This window comes from Flavobacterium sp., from assembly GCF_043778725.1.
Taxonomy (GTDB): Bacteria; Bacteroidota; Bacteroidia; order Flavobacteriales; family Flavobacteriaceae; genus Flavobacterium.
Genome location: NZ_JAYWFT010000115.1, coordinates 1 through 20,309, shown reverse-complemented (window position 1 = coordinate 20,309; position 20,309 = coordinate 1). Strand labels below are relative to the sequence as shown.

Here is a 20,309-nt window from a genome sequence, read left to right as displayed (position 1 = left end):
TACATTTGGAATAAAATTTTTGCAAAAGTAAAAAACTTCAACCGAAATAAACACTAAATATTTTCTTAATGATTAATAACTGATAAATAAATTTAACTATATTTGATTTTGATAAACTAAAAATTATAATATGAAAAAATTGGGATTCTTTTTATTAACTCTTATTTTTACCAATATCGGTCTTGGTCAAGAGAGTATTGTAAAATTTCAAGCAGATATAGCTAATAGAAATAGCGATATTTTATTTATAAAAAATGATAAAACTATTGTAAGAGAAATAAAAGTTGATAAAGACGGACATTTTTTTACCACTTTTGATGTTAAAGAAGGAATGTATCAATTGTATGACGGACAAGAATATACAGATTTGTTTTTAAAAAACGGATATGATTTGACGCTAAAAATGGATTCTAAAAATTTTGATGAGTCTATTGTTTATTCTGGAAAAGGTTCTGAAGAAAATAATTATTTGGCACAAAAAATTCTTGTTGACAGCAACTTCAATTTTGATGAACTTCTTGTGTCTACACCAGATGATTTTAACAAAAAAATAAATGAAAAGCAAAATGCCGAAGTTGTAAAATTACAAAACGGTAAGTATGATGCTAATTTTATTGCTCTTCAAAAAAAGGGAATGCAAAGAGAATTGTTTGAAATGAAAATGTATTTTAAACAAAAGCAAGATCAATTAAAGTTAAATAATATTCAGGCACCATCTTTTGATTATGTCAATTTTGCTGGCGGACAAACAAAGCTTGAAGATTTAAAAGGAAAATATGTTTATATAGATGTTTGGGCAACTTGGTGCGGCCCATGTAGAGCAGAAATTCCTTCTCTAAAGAAAGTTGAAGAAAAATATCATGGAAAAAATATTGCTTTTGTAAGTATATCAGTAGATGAACAAAAAGATTTTGAAAAATGGAAAACATTTGTTAAAGATAAATCACTTGGCGGAATTCAATTGTTTGCAGATAAAAACTGGTTGTCTGACTTTATAAAATCTTTTGGAATTAATTCTATTCCTAGATTTATACTAATTGATCCCTCAGGAAAAGTTGTAAATGCAGATGCAGATCGACCTTCTAATGCAAAATTGCAAGATACATTGGATGGTCTATTAAAATAAAATAGTTTTTTTAAAAATAAAATAATTTAAAAATCCAATTTCTTAGCTATTAAGAAGTTGGATTTTTTATTAAAAGTAAGCAACAATGTTAAATTTTCATCCAATGTTATCAAATTGTTAAGTAAAAGTTTGCATAGTGTAAATTTATTGTTACATTTGTTATGTAATTATGAATATTTAAAACCTACAACTATGAGAAAAATAGCTATCATCGCAGTATTATTAGTATCTACACTAACATTTGCACAAAATAAAACGCCTAAATTAGAAGAAGTAAATGGTTTGGTAAAAGCTACTTACTATTTTGAGAATGGACAAGTTCAACAAGAAGGATTCTTTAAAGACGGAAAATTAGAAGGAAAATGGATTTCTTACAATGAAAACGGAATTAAAGTAGCTATCGCTGAATATACTAATGGAGAAAAAACTGGTAAATGGTTTTTTTGGAATGATAAATCATTAGCAGAAGTTGATTACTCTAATGGAGCAATAGCTTCGGTTAAAAACTGGAATAAAGAAGCAATTGCTGATAAAAATTAAATTGAAATTCTAATTTTAGTTTTTCAATTTTATAAAAAAATGTGTAATAAATACTATTTATTACACATTTTTTCAATTATATTAAAGTGGTTTTTTTTAAAGTTTGTTGATAACAATTACTTCAGATTGTGTCGATTTTGCAAGTTATTTGCAAAATATAAAAAAATAATATCAAATTATTTTCTTGTTATTAAATTAAAAGAAATTATTTTTTTCTAAACGAATAGAATGCAATTATTGCGCTAATCAACATTAAAATACCTCCTAAAATAAATGGTGCGCCTGGAAATTCAAAAGGAGCGTCTTTATGAGTAAAAAAATAAAATATCATTGACATTAAAGGTGGTCCAATTATGGAAGAAGCACTCATTAAACTTGTCAGTGTGCCCTGGATTTCGCCTTGTTCTTGTGGTGAAACTTTAGCAGATATTACGCTTTGCATTGCAGGACCAGCAATTCCTCCAAGACAATAAGGAATTAAGAAAACAAACATCATCCAGCTTTGTGATGCAAAAGCAAATAAAAACATACCAACCGCATAAAGTGCAATACCAAGGTAGATGCTTTTTTCATTTCCAAGTTTAGGGTTAATCCATCGAATTAATCCTCCTTGAACTATTCCTACTAATAGTCCGATTACTCCAAGAGAAATTCCAACCATTTTTTCGTCCCAATTAAATCTGTATATGGTGTAGAAACTCCAATTACTTTGAACAGCATGTGAAGCAACATATAAAATAAATATGGATATTATTAAACCTATTAAAGTTGGATGTTTTTTTAGATTTAGCAAAGCTCCAACAGGATTTGCTCTTTTCCAGTTAAAATCTCTACGATTTTCTTTACTAAGTGATTCGGGCAAAACAAAATAACCATATAAGAAATTTACCATGCACAAAACTGCTGCTGCATAAAATGGCACTCTTGATCCATATTGACCTAACAATCCGCCAATGACTGGGCCAATTATAAACCCAAGCCCAAAAGCTGCACCAATTAAGCCGAAGTTCTTGGCTCGATTTTCACTAGTACTCACATCTGCAATGTAAGCTGATGCGGTTGTAATGCTTGCGCCAGTTATTCCTGCAATAATTCTTCCTACAAATAACCATTCAATTGTGGGCGCCATTGATAAAAATAAATAATCTAATGAGAACCCAAAAAGTGATATTAAAATAATTGGTCTTCGACCATATTTATCGCTCAAACTTCCTATTAATGGAGCAAAAACGAACTGAGTTATAGCATAGGCAAAGGTTAGCCAACCGCCAAATTTGGCAGCTTCGCTAATATCACCATTAATTAATTCTTTTATTAATTTAGGAATTACCGGAATAATAATTCCCCAACCAGTAATGTCAATTAGCATTGTTATGAAGATAAAACCTATTGCTGCCTGCTTTTTATTAGATGCCATAAAATAAATTTGATGTGTAAAACTACAAAAAAATCCTGCTTAAATTAATAAACAGGATTTTTTGATATAAACTATTGTCAAACTGACAAGAATATTTTTACAATTCTAATGTTTTCTTAGCATCGCCATTCATCAATAATTCTAATGGATTTTCTAACGCTTCTTTAACAGCAACCAAGAAACCAACTGACTCACGACCATCAATAATTCGGTGATCATAAGAAAGAGCCACATACATCATTGGGTGAATTTCTACTTTACCATTTACAGCAATTGGACGCTCTATAATGTTGTGCATTCCTAAAATTCCTGATTGAGGAGGATTGATAATTGGTGTAGATAACATACTTCCAAAAACACCACCATTAGTAATAGTGAATGTTCCGCCAGTCATATCATCAACTGTAATTTGACCGTCACGCGATTTTATTGCTAATCTTTTAATTTCAGCTTCAACACCTCGGAACGACAAATTCTCGGCGTTACGAACTACAGGAACCATAAGTCCTTTTGGTCCGGAAACTGCAATCGAAATATCGCAAAAATCATAAGCTGTTTTAAAATCACCATCAATCATTGAATTTACATCTGGAAATAAAGCCAAAGCTCTAGTTACCGCTTTCGTAAAAAAAGACATATATCCTAAACCTAAACCACCATGTTTCGCCTTGAAAGCATCTTTGTACTCGTTACGAATGGTGTTAATTGGTGTCATGTTAACTTCATTGAAAGTTGTTAACATAGCTGTTTCGTTTTTAGCAGCAACCAATCTTTCAGCAACCTTACGACGTAACATTGATAATTTTGTTCTTTCAGAACCACGAGTTCCACCAGTTGGAGTTCCCATTGATGGTGTTGCATTTACAGCATCATCTTTGGTAATTCTTCCACCTTTTCCTGTACCAACTACTTCAGTTGGTTGGATATTTTTCTCGTCTAATATTTTCTTAGCTGCCGGAGATGGCGCTTGAGTGGCATAAGTTTTGTCTGCAACTGGAGCCGCTTTCACCTCAGCTTTTGGAGCTTCTACAACTGGTTTTGCTTCTTCTTTTGCTGGAGCTGGAGCATCACCTGCTGGTTTAGCTGCACTTGTATCAATTAAACAAACAACTGCACCTACAGCTACTGCATCGCCTTCTTCTGCTTTAAGCGTAATAATTCCGCTTGCTTCTGCTGGTAATTCAAGAGTAGCTTTATCTGAATCTACTTCAGCAATAGCTTGGTCTTTTTCTACATAATCGCCATCTTTTACTAACCATGTTGCGATTTCAACTTCTTTAATCGATTCGCCTGGTGAAGGCACTTTCATTTCTAAAATCATCTTTTATAATTTTATTGGTATGTTATTATCTAAATAAATTTTTGTCAAAAACCATTCTAATAGCATCTGCATGACGTCTTCTATCACGAGTACTACTTCCTGCTGCTGGTGCTGCATAAGCTTTTAATGATGCTAATCTCCATTTCACTAAATCGAAATTCATCAACATAAAACTATAAGCTCCCATATTTTTAGGTTCTTCTTGTGCCCAAACATAATCATCAGCATTAGGATAACTTGCAATAATTGCTTTTAATTGCTCTACTGGTAACGGAAATAATTGCTCAATACGAACCAAAGCTACATCATTTCTTTCTAAATTTCCTCTTTCTACAAGAATATCATAATAGAATTTTCCGGTACAAAAAACTACTGTTTTCACTTTTGATTTATCTACCGATACATCATCAATGGTTTCTTGAAATTCTCCGTTGTATAAATCTTCTTGTGTTGAAACACACAATGGATGACGCAACAAACTTTTTGGAGAAAAAACCACCAAAGGTTTACGGAAATTTGTTTTCATTTGTCTTCTCAACAAGTGATAGAAATTGGCTGGCGTTGTACAATCGGCTACATACATATTGTGACGTGCACAAAGTTGCAAATAACGTTCCATTCTAGCAGATGAATGTTCGGCACCTTGACCTTCGTATCCGTGAGGTAATAATAAAACAATTCCATTTTGGTTGTTCCATTTATCTTCTCCACAAGAAATGTATTGGTCTAACATGATTTGGCAACCGTTAGAGAAATCTCCAAATTGTGCTTCCCAAATTGTTAATGTATTTGGCGATGCTAAAGCATATCCGTAGTCAAATCCTAAAACTCCGTATTCTGACAATAATGAGTTGTATATTTGAAATCTTCCTTTACTGTTTTTTAAGGTATCTAAAAGAATTACTTCTTCTTCACTATCTTCTACTTTTACAACTGCATGACGGTGCGAAAAAGTTCCTCTTTCTACATCTTGTCCTGAAACACGAACGTCATATCCTTCATACAATAACGAGCCATAAGCCAATGTTTCTGCTGTTCCCCAATCGATAACATTATTATCGTACATGGTTTTTCTGTCGGAAACAATTTTAGATATTTTATTGATGAATTTTTTATCTGATGGCAATGAAGAAACAACCCCAATGATTTCGTCTAATTGTTTTTTATCAAATTTTGTATCAACTTTTTTCAACATTACATCGTCAGAAACTTGAACATAACCATTCCATTCATCTTGCATAAATGGTTTGATAATTGTTTTATCTTTCTTTCTTGAAGCTGTTAAATTTTCGTCTAATTTTTCTTTGTAATCGTTTTCTATTTTAGTCAAATAAGCTGCGTCAACAATTCCATCTGTTATTAATTTCTCAGCATAAATCTCTCTCGGATTTTGATGCTTAGCAATAATTTTATATAAAACTGGTTGTGTAAAACGTGGTTCGTCACCTTCGTTATGACCATATTTTCTATATCCTAATAAGTCGATGAAAACGTCACGTCCAAATTCCATGCGGAAGTCTAACGCGAACAACATGGCATGAACAACAGCTTCTGCATCATCAGCATTAACGTGAAGTACAGGCGACAAAGTAACTTTAGCCACATCTGTACAATAAACAGACGAACGTGCATCTTGATAATTGGTAGTAAAACCAACTTGATTGTTGATTACAATGTGAATTGTTCCACCAGTTTTGTATCCATCCAATTGTGCCATTTGAACAATTTCGTACACAATTCCTTGTCCAGCAACTGCCGCATCACCATGAACAGCAATTGGCAAAACTTTAGAGAAATCATTTGGAAAATGTCGGTCTTGTTTAGCACGAGTAATTCCTTCAATAACGGCACCAACCGTTTCAAGATGCGAAGGATTTGGTGCTAAATTGATGTTTATTTTTTTACCCGAAGCTGTTTTTCTCTCAGAAGTTAAACCTAAATGGTATTTTACATCACCATCAAAATATTCTTGATCGTAATCTTTACCGTCAAATTCTGAAAATATATCTTGTGTATTTTTACCAAAAATATTAGCTAAAATGTTTAATCTTCCTCTGTGGGCCATTCCCATAACGAAATGTTCTACACCTTTTTCGGCAGCAGCTTCAATTAAAGCATCTAATGCTGGAATAATACTTTCGCCACCTTCAAGTGAAAAACGTTTTTGACCTACATATTTAGTGTGAAGGAAATTTTCAAAAGAAACCGCTTCGTTTAATTTCCCTAAAATGTGCTTTTTTTGATCCGCATTAAAGTTAGGAAGATTATCATTAATATTAATTCTATCTTGAATCCACTGAATTACTTCAGGTTTTCTCATGTACATGTATTCAATACCGATGTGTTGGCAATATACATTTTTAAGATGCGTGATAATTTCTTTCAACGTTTTTGGTTGATGACCAAGAACTTTGGCTGCGTCAAAAACGGTGTTTAAATCGGCATCAGAAAGATTAAAATTTACTAAATCTAAATTTGGAGAATAGGTTCTTCTGTCACGAACTGGATTGGTTTCTGTAAAGAGGTGACCACGAGTTCGGTATGCGTCAATTAATTTAAGAACGTTAAATTCTTTTTGTAATTTTTCTGATGCTTGCCCATTATCAACAGCCGTTGCTGCATAATTGGCTATTTGTGTTCCTGGGTTTTCGTCGTTATACGTCTCAAGACCAAAGTCGAAACCTTGAAAAAAAGCTCTCCAACTTGGTTCAACTGCATCTGGATTGTCTAGATATTGATCGTATAACTGTGCGAAAAATTCGGTGTGTGCTGCGTTTAAAAAGGAAAACCTATCCATATTTTTTATATAAGTAATGGTGTAGTTAAAAAAATTATTGCAAAAGTAAAATAATTATAACAATCTTTCAATGTTTTTGCTACATTTATCTCGCTAATTAAATATATACTTATCTATGAAAAAGAATTCTATAAAAAATTTAACAATATCATTATCATTTATTTTTTTAATAACTACTTGTTTTAATTTGTCTGCACAAGAAATACCAAAAAGTGAACAAAAAAGTGAATTTTGGAAAAACGTACAATTTGGTGGAGGATTCGGCATTGGAATAGGAAGTGGTTATACAGATATTACAATTGCTCCAAGCGCAATTTATAATTTTAATGATTATGTTTCAATAGGAGCAGGATTGCAAGGAAGTATTGTTTCTCAAAAAAACTATTACAATTCATCTATTTATGGAGCGAGTTTAATTACTTTATTCAATCCTATTGAACAGGTGCAAATTTCGGCAGAGCTTGAAGAAGTTAGAGTAAATAATACCTTTAGAAATACTACAACAGGAACAGTAAAAAATAATTTTTGGAATACAGGATTGTTTGTTGGCTTAGGTTATAGAGTAGAAAACATAACTATTGGTGCGCGATATAACTTGCTGTTCGACAAAGATAAAAGTGTTTACAGTGATGCTTTAATGCCTTTTATTAGGGTTTATTTTTAAAAAATGAAAAAAACATTTTGCTTGCTATTTTTTGTTTTAGGTTGTGTTTCTTTTGGACAAAACCATGTTTTTATATATCGATTTATGCCAAATTTGTCCTCGGTAAATTTTAAACCGGTTTCTTTTCAGATAAATTTTAATAAAAAAGACATGTTTTATAAAGCGAATAATCTTACTATTTATAATTCTGTCACCAACTTGAATGACAATTATTATTTACTTGGAAAAACGTATAAAATGAGTACTACTAAATCTTTTCCTATTTATGGTTGTGAAGGTCAGCGAATAGATTCGTTTAATCCAAGTGGCACAAAAGATTTTGGTAGTGCCTTAGTTTTGGGAGTTTTAAATTTAATTTTTGAAAAGATTTAATACCTATTTCTAAACCAAACTTTCATCCATTCTCGTTTTAAAACTAAAAATGCAACTTGTGCCGATAATTCTGAAATATCAGATCCATCTAGTTGTTTTATTTGCTCTTCTGGAACATCAATTATATAAAGCAGGTTTAAATATTCGGCAAATTTATACTGAATTAACCTGTAAATTTTCTCCTGAAGCTGAATTTTCAATTCGTTAGGTGCAGTGCTTATAGGTAAGTCGATTCCTTCATTTGCCAAGTTGAAATCTTTATTTAATTGTTCAATTAGTTTTAGATACAACTCTTCATTTTCTGCTTGTTGCAAAAGAGCTTCTGTATTTATTGGAGCTACATACATGATTTTAATTTCTTTTTGTTGATTCTCTTTCAATAATTGTTGTTGGCAATTCTACAATTTGATATGTAACAGTTTTATGTTCTTTAATTTGTATAATTTCATCAATTAAAATTGAAGCAGCGCGTTGTCCAATAGCTGTTCCAGGTTGGTCTATAGTTGTTAGTTTTGGCGAGATAACGGTACTCATAAACCAATTACTAAATCCAAAAACGCCAATTTGATCGGGTACTTTTATTTTTGCTTCATTGAGGTAATTGATAATACCAATAGCAACCAAATCTGTAATTGCAAACACAGCATCAACATCGTTGTGATCTTCCATCATTTGTTTAGCTTTGTCATAACCATCTTCAAAGTCGGTATTGTGGTTGCACATATATACAAGCCTTGAGTCGAATGGAATTCCATTGTCTTCTAGTGCTTTTTTATATCCTAAAAATCTATCAATCGAGTTTTGAGGCACAAGTGAACCTCTAAAGTGTGCTATTCTTTTATAGCCTTTGTTTATTAAAAAAGTTGTAGCATCATAAGCTGCTTTTCTATCATTGATGATTACTTTAGAACAATTTACAAGTTTGGCTATTTTGTCAAAAAGGACTACAGAAATTCCGTTATTTATAGCATTTGTAATGTGTGAAAAATCATCGGTTTCATTGGATAGTGACATTAAAATTCCATCAACACGTTTTATCTGAAGAAGTTCTATTTGCTTTCTTTCTAGTTCATATTTTTCACTTGATTGCAATGTAATTACCAAGTAACCTCTTCGTTCTGCTTCTTCAATAATTCCATTTAACACGCTCGAAAAAAAATGATGTACCATTGCAGGAATTATAACTCCGATGGTCTTAGTTTCATTGGTTCTTAGGCTTATTGCATTTAAATTGGGTCTGTAATTTAAAGTTGCAGCCATTTCAAAAACCTTTTCTCGAGTTTTGCTTCCTACATCGGGATATCCTTTTAGTGCTTTTGAAACGGTAGTTATAGATATGCCTAACGCAGTTGCAATATCAATTAGTTTTGTGTCATTCATAAAATAAAAGTAGTGAAAATTATTTCACAAAAAACATCAAACAGCATTGGATAAATATTAAACATTTCTGCTCATTAAATTTTCACCAAAAACCCTCAACATTTCTTTTTTATCGGCACCAATGTTCATTTCCTCTAATGTTTCAAATGCCTTAAAAGTGTAGGTTTGAATTGCCGTTTGAGTAGCATCTGAAGCACCAGTTGTATTGAAAAGTTCTTTAACAGAATTTATTTTATCTAAATTTTCACTTGGCTGAATTGAAAATAAATGTAACAATTGTTCTTTATCTGTTGCCTTAGCATATTGAATTGCTTTTAAGTACAAATAGGTTTTTTTATTTTCAATAATATCGCCACCAACTTGTTTTCCAAAGGTTTCTGGATCACCAAAAGCATCTAAATAATCATCTTGCAGTTGAAACGCTATTCCTAAATTCAATCCAAAATCATAAATTAAATTGGCATTTTCATCGGATGTTTCGGCTACAATAGCGCCCATTTTCATTGCTGCTCCAACTAAAACTGCCGTTTTGTACTCAATCATTTTTAAATATTCGGCAATAGTTACGTCGTCTCTTGTTTCAAAATCTACATCATATTGTTGTCCTTCGCAAACTTCTAATGCTGTTTTACTGAACAATTTTGCCAATTCTCTAAAAATCTTTGGTTCGTATTCTTCAAAGTGCTGATAGGCTAAAATAAGCATTGCATCGCCCGATAGAATTCCGGTATTTATATTCCATTTTTCGTGCACTGTTTCGTTTCCTCTTCGCAAAGGCGCATCGTCCATAATGTCATCATGAACTAACGAAAAATTATGAAAAACTTCAATTGCAGTGGCTGCTGCCAAAGCTTTTTTACAATCTACATCAAAAACCTCAGTCGCCATTAATGTCAATATAGGACGCATTCTTTTTCCGCCCAAATGCAATATATATTCTATAGGTTGGTAAAGATTTTTTGGCTCTTTATTCAAATGCAATTCCGAAAAATAAGTTGAAATAAGATCTTGATAGTGAGAAATTGTATGCATTAATTCTGCTTTTAAATTTAAATTTTCCTGATGTACAAAGTAAGTCAAAAAACTTTAAACTTTAAACGTGAAAGTTTTTCAAATGTTAAATTTATGTAAATACTTTGGAAACTATTTTTGTATTCAAAGTTTCCAATATACATTTGTATCAGAATTCAAAATCTAAAATATGATAACTTCAATAATCCTAATTTTACTATTTGTTGCAACAGTTTGTATATTTATGCAACAAGCACAATTTGGTAAAAGGCCATCGGGTAATCGATTGGAATTAATTAAAACATCTCCTAATTATAAAGATGGTTCTTTTCAAAACTTAAATCACACACCCGATTTAACAGAAGGTGCATCTTTATTTTCGGTAATGAAAGAGTTTTTATTGAACGATAATAAATTAAAAAAACCAAGTCAAAAAATTCCAACTATAAAAACCGATTTATTGCAACTCAATCCGTTAGAAAATGTAGTTGTGTGGTTTGGACATTCTTCTTATTTTATACAAATTGATGGAAAGAAAATACTGGTTGATCCAGTTTTAAGCGGTTCGGCTTCGCCACTTTCATTTACTAATAAAGCGTTTGATGGAACTTCTATTTATACAACTAATGATTTTCCTGAAATTGATTATCTCTTTATATCTCACGATCATTGGGATCATCTTGATTATAAAACAGTAATGAAATTGAAACCTAAAATAAAAGCTATTATTACTGGCTTAGGTACTGGAGCCCATTTTGAACATTGGGGTTTTAATAGTGATTTAATTATAGAAAAAGATTGGAATGAAACCGTTGTTCTTGAAGATGGTTTTATAGTAAATACCGTTCCTGCTAGGCATTTTTCGGGAAGAAGTTTTATAAGAAATAAAGCACTTTGGACTTCTTTTGTATTGAAAACTCCAACGTCTAAACTATTTATTGGTGGCGATAGCGGATATGACAGTCACTTTGTTGAAATAGGAAAGCAATTTGGTCCATTTGATTTGGTTTTTTTAGAAAACGGACAATATGATAAAAGTTGGAAGTACATTCACATGACGCCCAATGAAGTTCTCATGGCAGCAAAGGATCTTAATGCTAAGGCTTTATTTCCTGTGCATTCGTCCAAATTTGTATTGGCTAACCACGATTGGAACGAGCCTTTGTCTCAAATAACCGAACTTTCTAAAGCAACAGACATTCATTTAATAACTCCATTAATAGGAGAAAAAATACTTCTATCAGAAAAAAAGGATTTTCCAAAATGGTGGGAATTCTCTAATTAATAATTGTATTTATCAAATAATTTCAACTTAAATTCTCTACAAAAATGACTATAACCCACTGGAATTTAAACTCCAATCAATCCGATTTTATGATTAGAGTGCGTAACTCGATTATTGCTTACTTAGACAGTTCGTTTAATAAACTAACGAGCTCAATTGATATTGTTAACAACCAACTTATTGATGCCAATCTCGAATTTGTTTTGGATATAAATAAAAAGAAGGCAAGTTAGAACACATTGACAGTAATTTAAAATTAAAAGATTTTATCAAAATAAACGAATATCCGTTGGTAACTTTTAAATCTACTTCGTTTGAAAAAATAAACAAAGACATCAATTTTGTAAAAGGAAACTTAACCATAAATAACATTACCAAAGTTATAGAACTTGATGCTAAAATTGTCGAATTAGAATCAAATACTACTTCGTCTAAAGTACTTATTGAAATTCTTGGTGAAATAAAACGTCAAGATTTTGGGTTATACTCTAATTCAAATCTTGAAAATAACGGATTATTAATTGGTAGTAACATAAATATAACAGCCAATTTAGAATTTTTAAGTAAAGTGAACTAATGTTAAATTTATGTAAATACTTTGGAAACTATTTTTGTATCTAAAGTTTCCTTGTTACATTTGTACTCGAAATAACAATTATTTCAAGAAAGAAAAATGAAAGAAAAAATAATCACAAAAGCAAAAGAAATGTTTTTGAAACTTGGTTTCAAGAGTATAACTATGGATGACATTGCTGGTGAAATGTGCATCTCTAAAAAAACAATTTATAAATATTTTGCCAATAAAGAATTATTAATTGAAGAAAGTGTGCAGATAATTCATACAGAAGTTAATGAAATTATTACTGAAATAATAGCTAAAGATTTTAATGCAATAGAAGAGAATTTTGAAATTAGACGCATGTTTGATGATATGTTTAAATCTACAGACACTTCACCTATTTATCAATTAAAGAAGCATTATCCAGAGGTTTATCAAAAGGTTCTAAAATATCAAGTAGAAATGTGTGAGTCTTGTTTTAGAGACAATATTGAAAAAGGAATAACACAAGGATTGTATAGAAAAGAGATAAATATTAATGCTTATGTTAAATTTTATTACTCTTTGATTTTCACAATAAACGAGAACACACGATCAGAAAGAGAGGCATTTGCACTAGAAATGGAAGCATTAGAATACCACACACGAGCAATGGCTACAGAAAAAGGAATTGCCGAATTACAAAAACACTTACTTAATTCAATTACATAACAATGAAAAACACAATTTTAATACTATCTTTTTTAATTGCGCTTTCTGCAAATGCGCAAGAAGTGAAAACACTTTCACTAAAAGATGCCATAAGCTATGCCTTAGAAAACAAAGCTGATGCCAAAAAAGCAAAGTTAAAAGTAGAAAACAGCGAATATCAAATTCAAGAAATTCGTTCAAGAGCTTTGCCACAAATTTCTGCAAGTGGTAGTTTAAATTACAATCCTATATTACAAACAACAGTAATTGATGGAGACAATTTTGGCGCGCCAGGAACTACAATTCAAGCAGCTTTTGGTCAAAAATGGAGTTCTGGAGCCGGAATTTCGTTAAATCAAGCGCTTTATGATCAATCTGTTTTTATTGGATTAAAAGCGGCTAAATCTACAAGAGAATTTTATCAAATAAATGAACAATTGACAGAAGAACAAGTTATTGAACGCGTTGCAAATGCTTACTATCAAGTATATGTAAGAAGACAAAACTTGAGTGTTTTAGACAACAATCTTGTTAATACTACCAAAGTTAAAGACATTATTAAAGGTCAATTTGACAACGGATTGGCTAAAAAAATTGATCTAGATAGAGTTTTGGTAAAGATTTCAAATATAAAAACCCAACGTCAGCAAGTTTTAAATGCCGTAGATCTTCAAGAAAATGCATTAAAATTCTATATGGGAATGCCTATTGAAACCAAAATCAACATTCCTGCAACCGAATTTGTAGTTACGCCTCAAGCGCTTTCTGAAACACCAGACGCAACTGCTAGAACAGAATACCAATTATTGAAAAAGAACGAACAGCTTTTGGAATACCAAAAAAAATCGGTTCAAGCTGCCTATTATCCTACACTTTCTTTAACAGGAAGCTACAACTATATTGGTCAAGGTCCAGAAGTTCCATGGTTTAAGAAACCTGTTGACGGTGTCTATTGGTCAGATTATGCAGCAATTGGATTGAATTTAAAAGTGCCAATATTTTCAGGATTTGGAACTCGTGCCAAAGTTAGACAAGCAGACAACAGTCTTAAATCTATAAAAGTAGATCTTGAAGAAACAAAATTATCATTGGATTTGGCTTATGAAAATGCTAAAAAACAAATTGACAACAGCATCATTACCATAAGCAGTCAAAAAGAAAATGCGCAATTGGCTCAAGATGTTTTAACAAATACTAACAATAATTATATTCAAGGTTTGGCTTCACTTACCGATCTATTGGATGCAGAAAATGCGCTGGTAGAAGCACAAAACAATTATACAACTGCATTATTAGACTATAAACTAGCAGAAATTCAATTAATAAAATCAAAAGGCGAACTTAAAACACTAACTAATAAATAATCAAAATGAAAAAGAATATTATAACCATACTAGTAATACTTGGAGCATTAGCAGCAATTGCATTTGTTTTAACAAAAAATAAGAAAGAAAATAAAGCAAAAACGGATATTGTAGCCGAGAAAAATGCAGCTGTTTCTGTAAAGATTGAAACTGTAAAAACAGAAGAAGTTTCGTTAGACTTTGTTTCTAACGGAAATTTCGAACCAACTCAAGAATTAACGTTCTCTGCAGAACAATCAGGTAAAGTAGTAAGTGTTTTGGTTAAAGAAGGTGACTATGTTTCTGTTGGGCAAGCACTAGCAATTGTTAGAAGCGATGTGATTAATGTAAATGCTCAAACTGCCAATTCATCTTATCAAAATGCAGCAGCAGATTACAGCAGATACGAAAATGCATTTAAAACTGGCGGTGTTACTAAACAACAATTGGACCAAGCAAGACTAGTAATGGTTAATGCAAAGGCGCAATTAACACAAGCAAACATAAACGTTGGCGATACTAGAATTAAAGCGCCAATAAGTGGTTTTATTAATAAAAAATACATTGAGCCAGGCTCTATTTTAACAGGAATGCCATCAACATCTTTATTTGATATAGTAAATGTTTCTAAGCTTAAATTAAAAGTAAATGTAAACGAAAATCAAGTAGCAAGCTTAAAAGTTGGAACACCAATTAAAGTAACCGCAAGTGTTTATCCTGACAAATCTTTTTCGGGAAAAATTACTTTTATCGCTTCTAAAGCAGATGAAAGTTTAAACTTTCCAGTAGAAATTGAAATCGTAAACAATGCTTCAAACGATTTGAAAGCCGGAATGTACGGAACAGCAGCATTTGCCTCTAACAAACAAAAACAATCACTTATGGTTGTTCCTAGAAATGCATTTGTAGGAAGTGTAAGCAGCAACCAAATTTTTGTAATTGAAAATGGAACCGCCAAACTTAAAACGGTAACAGCAGGAAGAATTCTTGGTGATAAAGTAGAAATTCTTGACGGATTATCTGATGGTGAAACTGTAATTGTAACAGGACAAATCAACTTGCAAAACGGAAGTAAAGTTGAAGTTATTAAATAAGTCTTATCGTCGAAAGTCTTAAAGTCATAAAGAAACCGCTTAGAGCCTAAAGCTTAAAGCCTAAAGCAAAATAAAAAATGAAATTAGCAGAAATATCCATAAAACGTCCTTCCTTAGTAATTGTATTGTTTGCAATTCTAATACTTGGTGGACTGTTTAGTTATAGCAATTTGGGCTATGAATTGATCCCGAAATTTGAACAAAATGTAATTACAATTTCTACCGTTTATCCCGGTGCATCGCCAAGTGAGGTTGAAAATACGGTTACCAAAAAAATTGAAGATGCCATTGCGTCGTTAGAAAATATCAAAAAAATTGATTCTAAATCTTACGAAAGTTTGTCTATTGTTTCCATTTCTTTGACTTCAACAGCCAATGTTGATGTTTCTATGAACGATGCACAACGAAAAATAAATGCCATCATTAGCGATTTGCCCGACGATACTAAAACGCCTTCGTTGTCTAAATTCTCTTTGAGCGATTTGCCTATTATGACGCTTGGTGCTAACGGAAAAATGGACGAAGCCGCTTTCTATGACTTGATAGATAAAAAAGTTGCTCCAGTACTTTCTAGAGTTTCTGGTGTAGCGCAAGTAAATATTATTGGTGGTCAAGAACGTGAAATTCAAGTCAATCTTGATGCTGACAAATTGCAAGGTTACGGGCTTTCTGTTCCGCAAGTGCAACAAACTATTTTGAGTTCCAATTTGGATTTTCCAACAGGAAATATTCAAACTCGTGAGCAAAAAATATTAATCCGTTTGGCCGGAAAATATAAAAATGTTGAAGAATTAAGAAACTTAGTAGTATCGTCTCAAAACGGAATTCAAGTACGTCTTGGTGATGTTGCCGATGTTCAAGATACTCAAAAAATTGCCGAAAAAATTTCGCGTGTAGATCAAAAAAGCGCTATTGTTCTTCAAATCATTAAACAATCTGACGCCAATGCGGTTGCCGTGAGTGAAGATTTGGTTAAAACAATCAATAAACTTACAGCAGATTATAAAAAGAATGGATTGCAACTTGAAATAGCTAAAGACAGTACTGTTTTTACTCTAGAAGCAGCCGATTCTGTGGTGCACGATTTACTTATTGCGGTACTTTTAGTAGCGTTAGTAATGTTGTTTTTCTTGCACAGTATAAGAAACTCATTGATTGTAATGGTTTCTATTCCGGCATCGTTAATTGCTACTTTCATCGGAATTTATTTAATGGGATATACTTTAAACTTAATGAGTTTACTTGGATTGTCTCTTGTGGTTGGTATTCTTGTCGATGATGCCATTGTCGTACTCGAGAATATTTACAGGCACATGGAAATGGGTAAAAATCGTGTTCGTGCAGCTTATGATGGAACAGCCGAAATAGGTGGAACGGTAGTGTCAATTACTTTAGTTATTGTGGTAGTGTTTTTGCCAATTGCCATGAGTTCTGGATTGGTTTCTAACATCATTACGCAGTTTTGTGTAACCGTTATTATCTCAACTTTGTTATCTTTAGTTGCGTCGTTTACCATTATCCCATGGTTGTCTTCTCGTTACGGAAAATTAGAACATATTGAAGGTAAAAATCTTTTTGGAAGAATTATCCTTGGCTTCGAAAGCTATTTAACACGTTTTATCAATTGGATTTCTGGATTATTAACTTGGTGTTTGGATCATTACATTAAAACTATTTTGGTTGTTTTGGTCTTGTTTTTTGGATCAACAATAGGATTACTTGGTGGAGGATTTATAGGAGGAGAATTCTTTGCAGCGTCAGATAGTGGTGAATTTTTAGTTCAAATAGAAATGCCAAAAGATGCTTCAATAGAACAAACCAACTTTATGACCCAAAAAGCAGAAGCCTTTTTGAAAACACAAGAATACGTTCACAGTCAAATTACAACTGTTGGTCAAACCAGTGAAGGATTTGGAGCATCACAAGCAACTGCATACAAGGCTGAGATTGATGTGAAAATGATTGAACAAAAAGATCGTACGGATGGAGCATCGGTTTATGCTGCAAAAATTAAACGTAAACTAGAAAAAGTATTGGTTGGTGCCAAAGTAAAAACGGTTCCTGTTGGTATTTTAGGAACGGCAGAAAATGCAACTTTAGGTCTTATTGTTACTGGTCCAAATGTAGAAAGCGCCATGAAATTTGCAAAATTAGCAGAAGCTGAACTGAGAACAATTCCTGGAACAACCGAAATTAAACTTACTGTTGAAGACGGAAATCCAGAAATTAATATTCAAGTAGATAGAGATAAAATGGCGGCACTTGGGCTTACTTTACAAACAGTAGGAGTAACAATGCAAACCGCTTATTCTGGAAATACAGACGGAAAATTTAGAGCAGGAGAATATGAATATGACATCAACATCAAGTACAACGCATTTGATAGAAAAAGTATTACCGATGTAAGTAATCTTATATTTATTAACGCGTCTGGTCAACAAATAAAATTATCACAATTTGCAACTATAAAAGAAGGTTCTGGGCCAAGCCAATTGGAACGTAGAGATAAAACCGCTTCGGTAACAGTTCAAGGGCAAAATGTGGGAGTTGCATCGGGAACAATTGTAACACAATGGCAAGAAAAACTAGATAAATTACCAAAACCAACTGGTGTAAATTACATTTGGGGTGGCGATCAAGAAAATCAAAGTGAAGGTTTTGGAACATTAGGAATTGCATTGTTGGCAGCAATTATCTTGGTTTATCTTGTAATGGTTTCTTTGTATGACAGTTTTATACATCCGTTTGTGGTATTGTTCGCTATTCCGCTTTCGTTTATTGGCGCCATGTTAGCTTTGGCTTTAACTAATAATACATTGAATATCTTTACCATTCTTGGAGTAATCATGCTTATTGGTTTGGTTTGTAAAAATGCCATTATGCTTGTAGATTATACCAATCAACGCCGTAAAGCTGGCGAAACTATTAGAACAGCATTAATTCAAGCCAATCATGCAAGGTTGCGTCCAATCTTGATGACAACAATTGCGATGGTTTTTGGTATGTTTCCAATTGCATTAGCATCTGGAGCTGGAGCTGAGTGGAAAAATGGTTTGGCTTGGGTAATTATTGGCGGATTAATATCTTCTTTATTCTTAACCTTAATTGTAGTTCCTGTTATCTATGAAATTATGGAAAAAATAGTGGCTAAATTCTCTAAAGGAGAAAAAGTAGATTATGAAGCAGAAATGATTGCCGATTATGACCATAAAGAATTAAGCGAAGACGGATTTAACCCGAACCACTCGGTTTAATGACCTGTTGAGTTTTTAAATAGCAAACCTCGTTTCTTAATTGAAACGAGGTTTTTTTTGTTGTTACCAAAATCAATATTATCCATAGATTTATTATATTTTTGTTCAACATTAATTACGTTATTTAGATTTTATAAAATGCAAATGAAAAATTGTGATTAACAAAATTTCTAAAACATTCTTATTGTTTTTTTTAGGATTTGCTTACTTCTCTTTAAAAAGTTATTGCTACAAAAAGGAAATTGAAGATAATAGAGAACAAAATATTTGTAAGTTTGTTTATTAGCTCAAAATACATTTTCACAGAATTCCAACATATTAACTTATGTACAAAACTAATTACCTATGAAGAATTTGATATTGTTTATTATCCTCTTTTTTGGATGTAAAACATCAAAGTTAAACACTAAAAATGAGGATGGTTTTAAAATAGAAAGTGTTGCGTGTAGAATTACAAATATAGATTCTATTGAAAGTTATTATATTGTTTATGCCGAGACTTTAATAGATCATATAGGTCATAAAATAATTTCAAAAAAGGAAATTAAAAGCTCAAATGTAGAAAATATAAAAGTAAACAATACTTACAAGTTTAAACTTGTTTGGGTTAGTGAACCTCCGCCATTAGAGCGAAAAGGGAATTATTTAGATTTTAGAAGATGTAAAATATACTTTCCTTTAGTTAAAATTTGTACAGAACCTGGTTATGAGCTTTATGAAACAGATGATTTAAAAGGACTTAAATATAAAAATTTATAAAAATAATTATTCAAATTAACCATCTCCATAGAGAGTTCCTGTGAAAAGCTCCGCAAATGTCTCCTGACTTTGCGGAATTTTTTTATATTTGATAAAATTTAAATTCAGCAAAGAAGGTTATGTAATAAGAGATCAATCATTCCTCATTTTTTAACAGCAACAATTGTAGATTGGGTTGATGTTTTTTTCGAGAAAGAATTTTCGAGATGTTGTTATTGAATGTTTTGATTTTTATATAAAAAACAAAGGTATGATTTTGTTTAGTTATGTAATAATGAGTAATCATATACACATGATTATTCAATAAGAAGATGGTAAATTGTCCAATTTAATTCATGATTTTAAAGAATTTACTTCTAAAACTATTCTAGATAAAATTCAAAAAGAGCCATAAAGCAGAAGAGGATGGATGTTAAATTATTTTCAAAAAGCATGGGAACATTTAAAAAGAGATCAAAATCACAAAGTGTGGCAAGAGGGTTATCATGCAAAGCTTGTTGAAACAAATTGGTTTATGAAACAAAAAGTTAATTATATTTATAACAATCCTGTAAAAGATAAAATCGTTTCTTTACCAGAGGATTGTTATTTTAGTTCAGCCAGAAATTATGCAGGTTTAGAGAATGATTTAGAGGTTATTTTGTTAGATTTGTTTTAACATTGATTGTGGGCACGGATTGCAAATCCGCGCTATCGG

At 31.8% G+C, this 20,309-nt stretch carries 19 protein-coding genes; 13 read left to right on the top strand and 6 right to left on the bottom strand.

Features of this window, described 5'->3' with window-relative positions:
- The first annotated feature begins 130 nt into the window (after positions 1-130).
- Together ACH2CG_RS11020 and ACH2CG_RS11015 are read left to right on the top strand one after the other, a co-directional pair.
- On the top strand, positions 131-1,126 hold the full coding sequence (locus tag ACH2CG_RS11020; protein ID WP_395065122.1) for a TlpA family protein disulfide reductase: 996 nt from the start codon (positions 131-133) through the stop codon (positions 1,124-1,126).
- 192 nt (positions 1,127-1,318) lie between these two features.
- Positions 1,319-1,666, top strand: coding sequence for a toxin-antitoxin system YwqK family antitoxin (locus ACH2CG_RS11015; RefSeq protein ID WP_395065120.1), 348 nt, complete (start codon positions 1,319-1,321; stop codon positions 1,664-1,666).
- Between the two features lie 205 nt (positions 1,667-1,871).
- On the opposite strand, the gene ACH2CG_RS11010 is transcribed toward ACH2CG_RS11015, so the two are convergent.
- The 3 genes from ACH2CG_RS11010 to ACH2CG_RS11000 all read right to left on the bottom strand — a co-directional run bounded on the left by ACH2CG_RS11010 (position 1,872) and on the right by ACH2CG_RS11000 (position 7,201).
- Positions 1,872-3,083 carry a TCR/Tet family MFS transporter gene (locus ACH2CG_RS11010; RefSeq protein WP_395065118.1) on the bottom strand — a complete coding sequence of 404 codons (1,212 nt, stop codon included), beginning with the start codon at positions 3,081-3,083 and terminating at the stop codon, positions 1,872-1,874.
- A gap of 97 nt (positions 3,084-3,180) precedes the next feature.
- Positions 3,181-4,404: a 2-oxoglutarate dehydrogenase complex dihydrolipoyllysine-residue succinyltransferase gene (gene odhB / locus ACH2CG_RS11005; RefSeq protein WP_395065116.1), complete on the bottom strand. Its 1,224-nt coding sequence runs from the start codon at positions 4,402-4,404 to the stop codon at positions 3,181-3,183.
- A 25-nt stretch (positions 4,405-4,429) separates the two neighbouring features.
- A complete protein-coding gene (locus ACH2CG_RS11000) occupies positions 4,430-7,201 on the bottom strand; it encodes a 2-oxoglutarate dehydrogenase E1 component (RefSeq protein ID WP_395065114.1) in 2,772 nt (923 codons plus the stop codon).
- A 115-nt stretch (positions 7,202-7,316) separates the two neighbouring features.
- Between ACH2CG_RS11000 and ACH2CG_RS10995 the strand changes: the two genes are divergently transcribed.
- Together ACH2CG_RS10995 and ACH2CG_RS10990 are read left to right on the top strand one after the other, a co-directional pair.
- Positions 7,317-7,865, top strand: coding sequence for a hypothetical protein (locus tag ACH2CG_RS10995; protein ID WP_395065112.1), 549 nt, complete (start codon positions 7,317-7,319; stop codon positions 7,863-7,865).
- A gap of 3 nt (positions 7,866-7,868) precedes the next feature.
- Complete coding sequence (locus ACH2CG_RS10990; protein WP_395065110.1) at positions 7,869-8,237, top strand: hypothetical protein; 369 nt, start codon at positions 7,869-7,871, stop codon at positions 8,235-8,237.
- Here ACH2CG_RS10990 and ACH2CG_RS10985 read toward each other — a convergent pair.
- From ACH2CG_RS10985 to ACH2CG_RS10975, 3 genes are read right to left on the bottom strand one after another with little or no spacing between them, the layout of a single operon-like run.
- The gene (locus ACH2CG_RS10985) at positions 8,234-8,584 is read right to left on the bottom strand and encodes a hypothetical protein (RefSeq protein WP_395065144.1); all 351 of its coding nucleotides are present in this window, start codon (positions 8,582-8,584) and stop codon (positions 8,234-8,236) included. The genes ACH2CG_RS10990 and ACH2CG_RS10985 overlap by 4 nt on opposite strands.
- A 4-nt stretch (positions 8,585-8,588) precedes the next feature.
- Positions 8,589-9,617, bottom strand: a complete 1,029-nt coding sequence (locus ACH2CG_RS10980) for a LacI family DNA-binding transcriptional regulator (RefSeq protein WP_395065108.1) — start codon at positions 9,615-9,617, stop codon at positions 8,589-8,591.
- 57 nt (positions 9,618-9,674) lie between these two features.
- Entirely contained in the window at positions 9,675-10,649 is a 975-nt protein-coding gene (locus ACH2CG_RS10975; protein ID WP_395065106.1) for a polyprenyl synthetase family protein, read from the bottom strand.
- Between the two features lie 169 nt (positions 10,650-10,818).
- Between ACH2CG_RS10975 and ACH2CG_RS10970 the strand changes: the two genes are divergently transcribed.
- From ACH2CG_RS10970 to ACH2CG_RS10930, 9 genes are all read left to right on the top strand, one after another.
- Positions 10,819-11,913 (top strand): MBL fold metallo-hydrolase, encoded by a 1,095-nt coding sequence (locus ACH2CG_RS10970; RefSeq protein ID WP_395065104.1) that lies wholly within the window; start codon positions 10,819-10,821, stop codon positions 11,911-11,913.
- Positions 11,914-11,957: 44 nt separating this feature from the next.
- On the top strand, positions 11,958-12,146 hold the full coding sequence (locus ACH2CG_RS10965) for a hypothetical protein (protein ID WP_395065102.1): 189 nt from the start codon (positions 11,958-11,960) through the stop codon (positions 12,144-12,146).
- Positions 12,147-12,202: 56 nt separating this feature from the next.
- Entirely contained in the window at positions 12,203-12,490 is a 288-nt protein-coding gene (locus ACH2CG_RS10960) for a YceI family protein (RefSeq protein ID WP_395065100.1), read from the top strand.
- Positions 12,491-12,586: 96 nt separating this feature from the next.
- Positions 12,587-13,183 carry a TetR/AcrR family transcriptional regulator gene (locus tag ACH2CG_RS10955; protein ID WP_395065098.1) on the top strand — a complete coding sequence of 199 codons (597 nt, stop codon included), beginning with the start codon at positions 12,587-12,589 and terminating at the stop codon, positions 13,181-13,183.
- A gap of 2 nt (positions 13,184-13,185) precedes the next feature.
- Complete coding sequence (locus ACH2CG_RS10950; protein WP_395065096.1) at positions 13,186-14,526, top strand: TolC family protein; 1,341 nt, start codon at positions 13,186-13,188, stop codon at positions 14,524-14,526.
- Positions 14,527-14,531: 5 nt separating this feature from the next.
- On the top strand, positions 14,532-15,599 hold the full coding sequence (locus tag ACH2CG_RS10945) for an efflux RND transporter periplasmic adaptor subunit (RefSeq protein WP_395065094.1): 1,068 nt from the start codon (positions 14,532-14,534) through the stop codon (positions 15,597-15,599).
- A 77-nt stretch (positions 15,600-15,676) separates the two neighbouring features.
- On the top strand, positions 15,677-18,853 hold the full coding sequence (locus ACH2CG_RS10940) for an efflux RND transporter permease subunit (RefSeq protein ID WP_395065092.1): 3,177 nt from the start codon (positions 15,677-15,679) through the stop codon (positions 18,851-18,853).
- 345 nt (positions 18,854-19,198) lie between these two features.
- Positions 19,199-19,612: a hypothetical protein gene (locus tag ACH2CG_RS10935; protein WP_395065090.1), complete on the top strand. Its 414-nt coding sequence runs from the start codon at positions 19,199-19,201 to the stop codon at positions 19,610-19,612.
- Positions 19,613-20,021: 409 nt separating this feature from the next.
- Positions 20,022-20,270, top strand: coding sequence for a hypothetical protein (locus ACH2CG_RS10930; protein ID WP_395065088.1), 249 nt, complete (start codon positions 20,022-20,024; stop codon positions 20,268-20,270).
- Positions 20,271-20,309 lie beyond the last annotated feature (39 nt).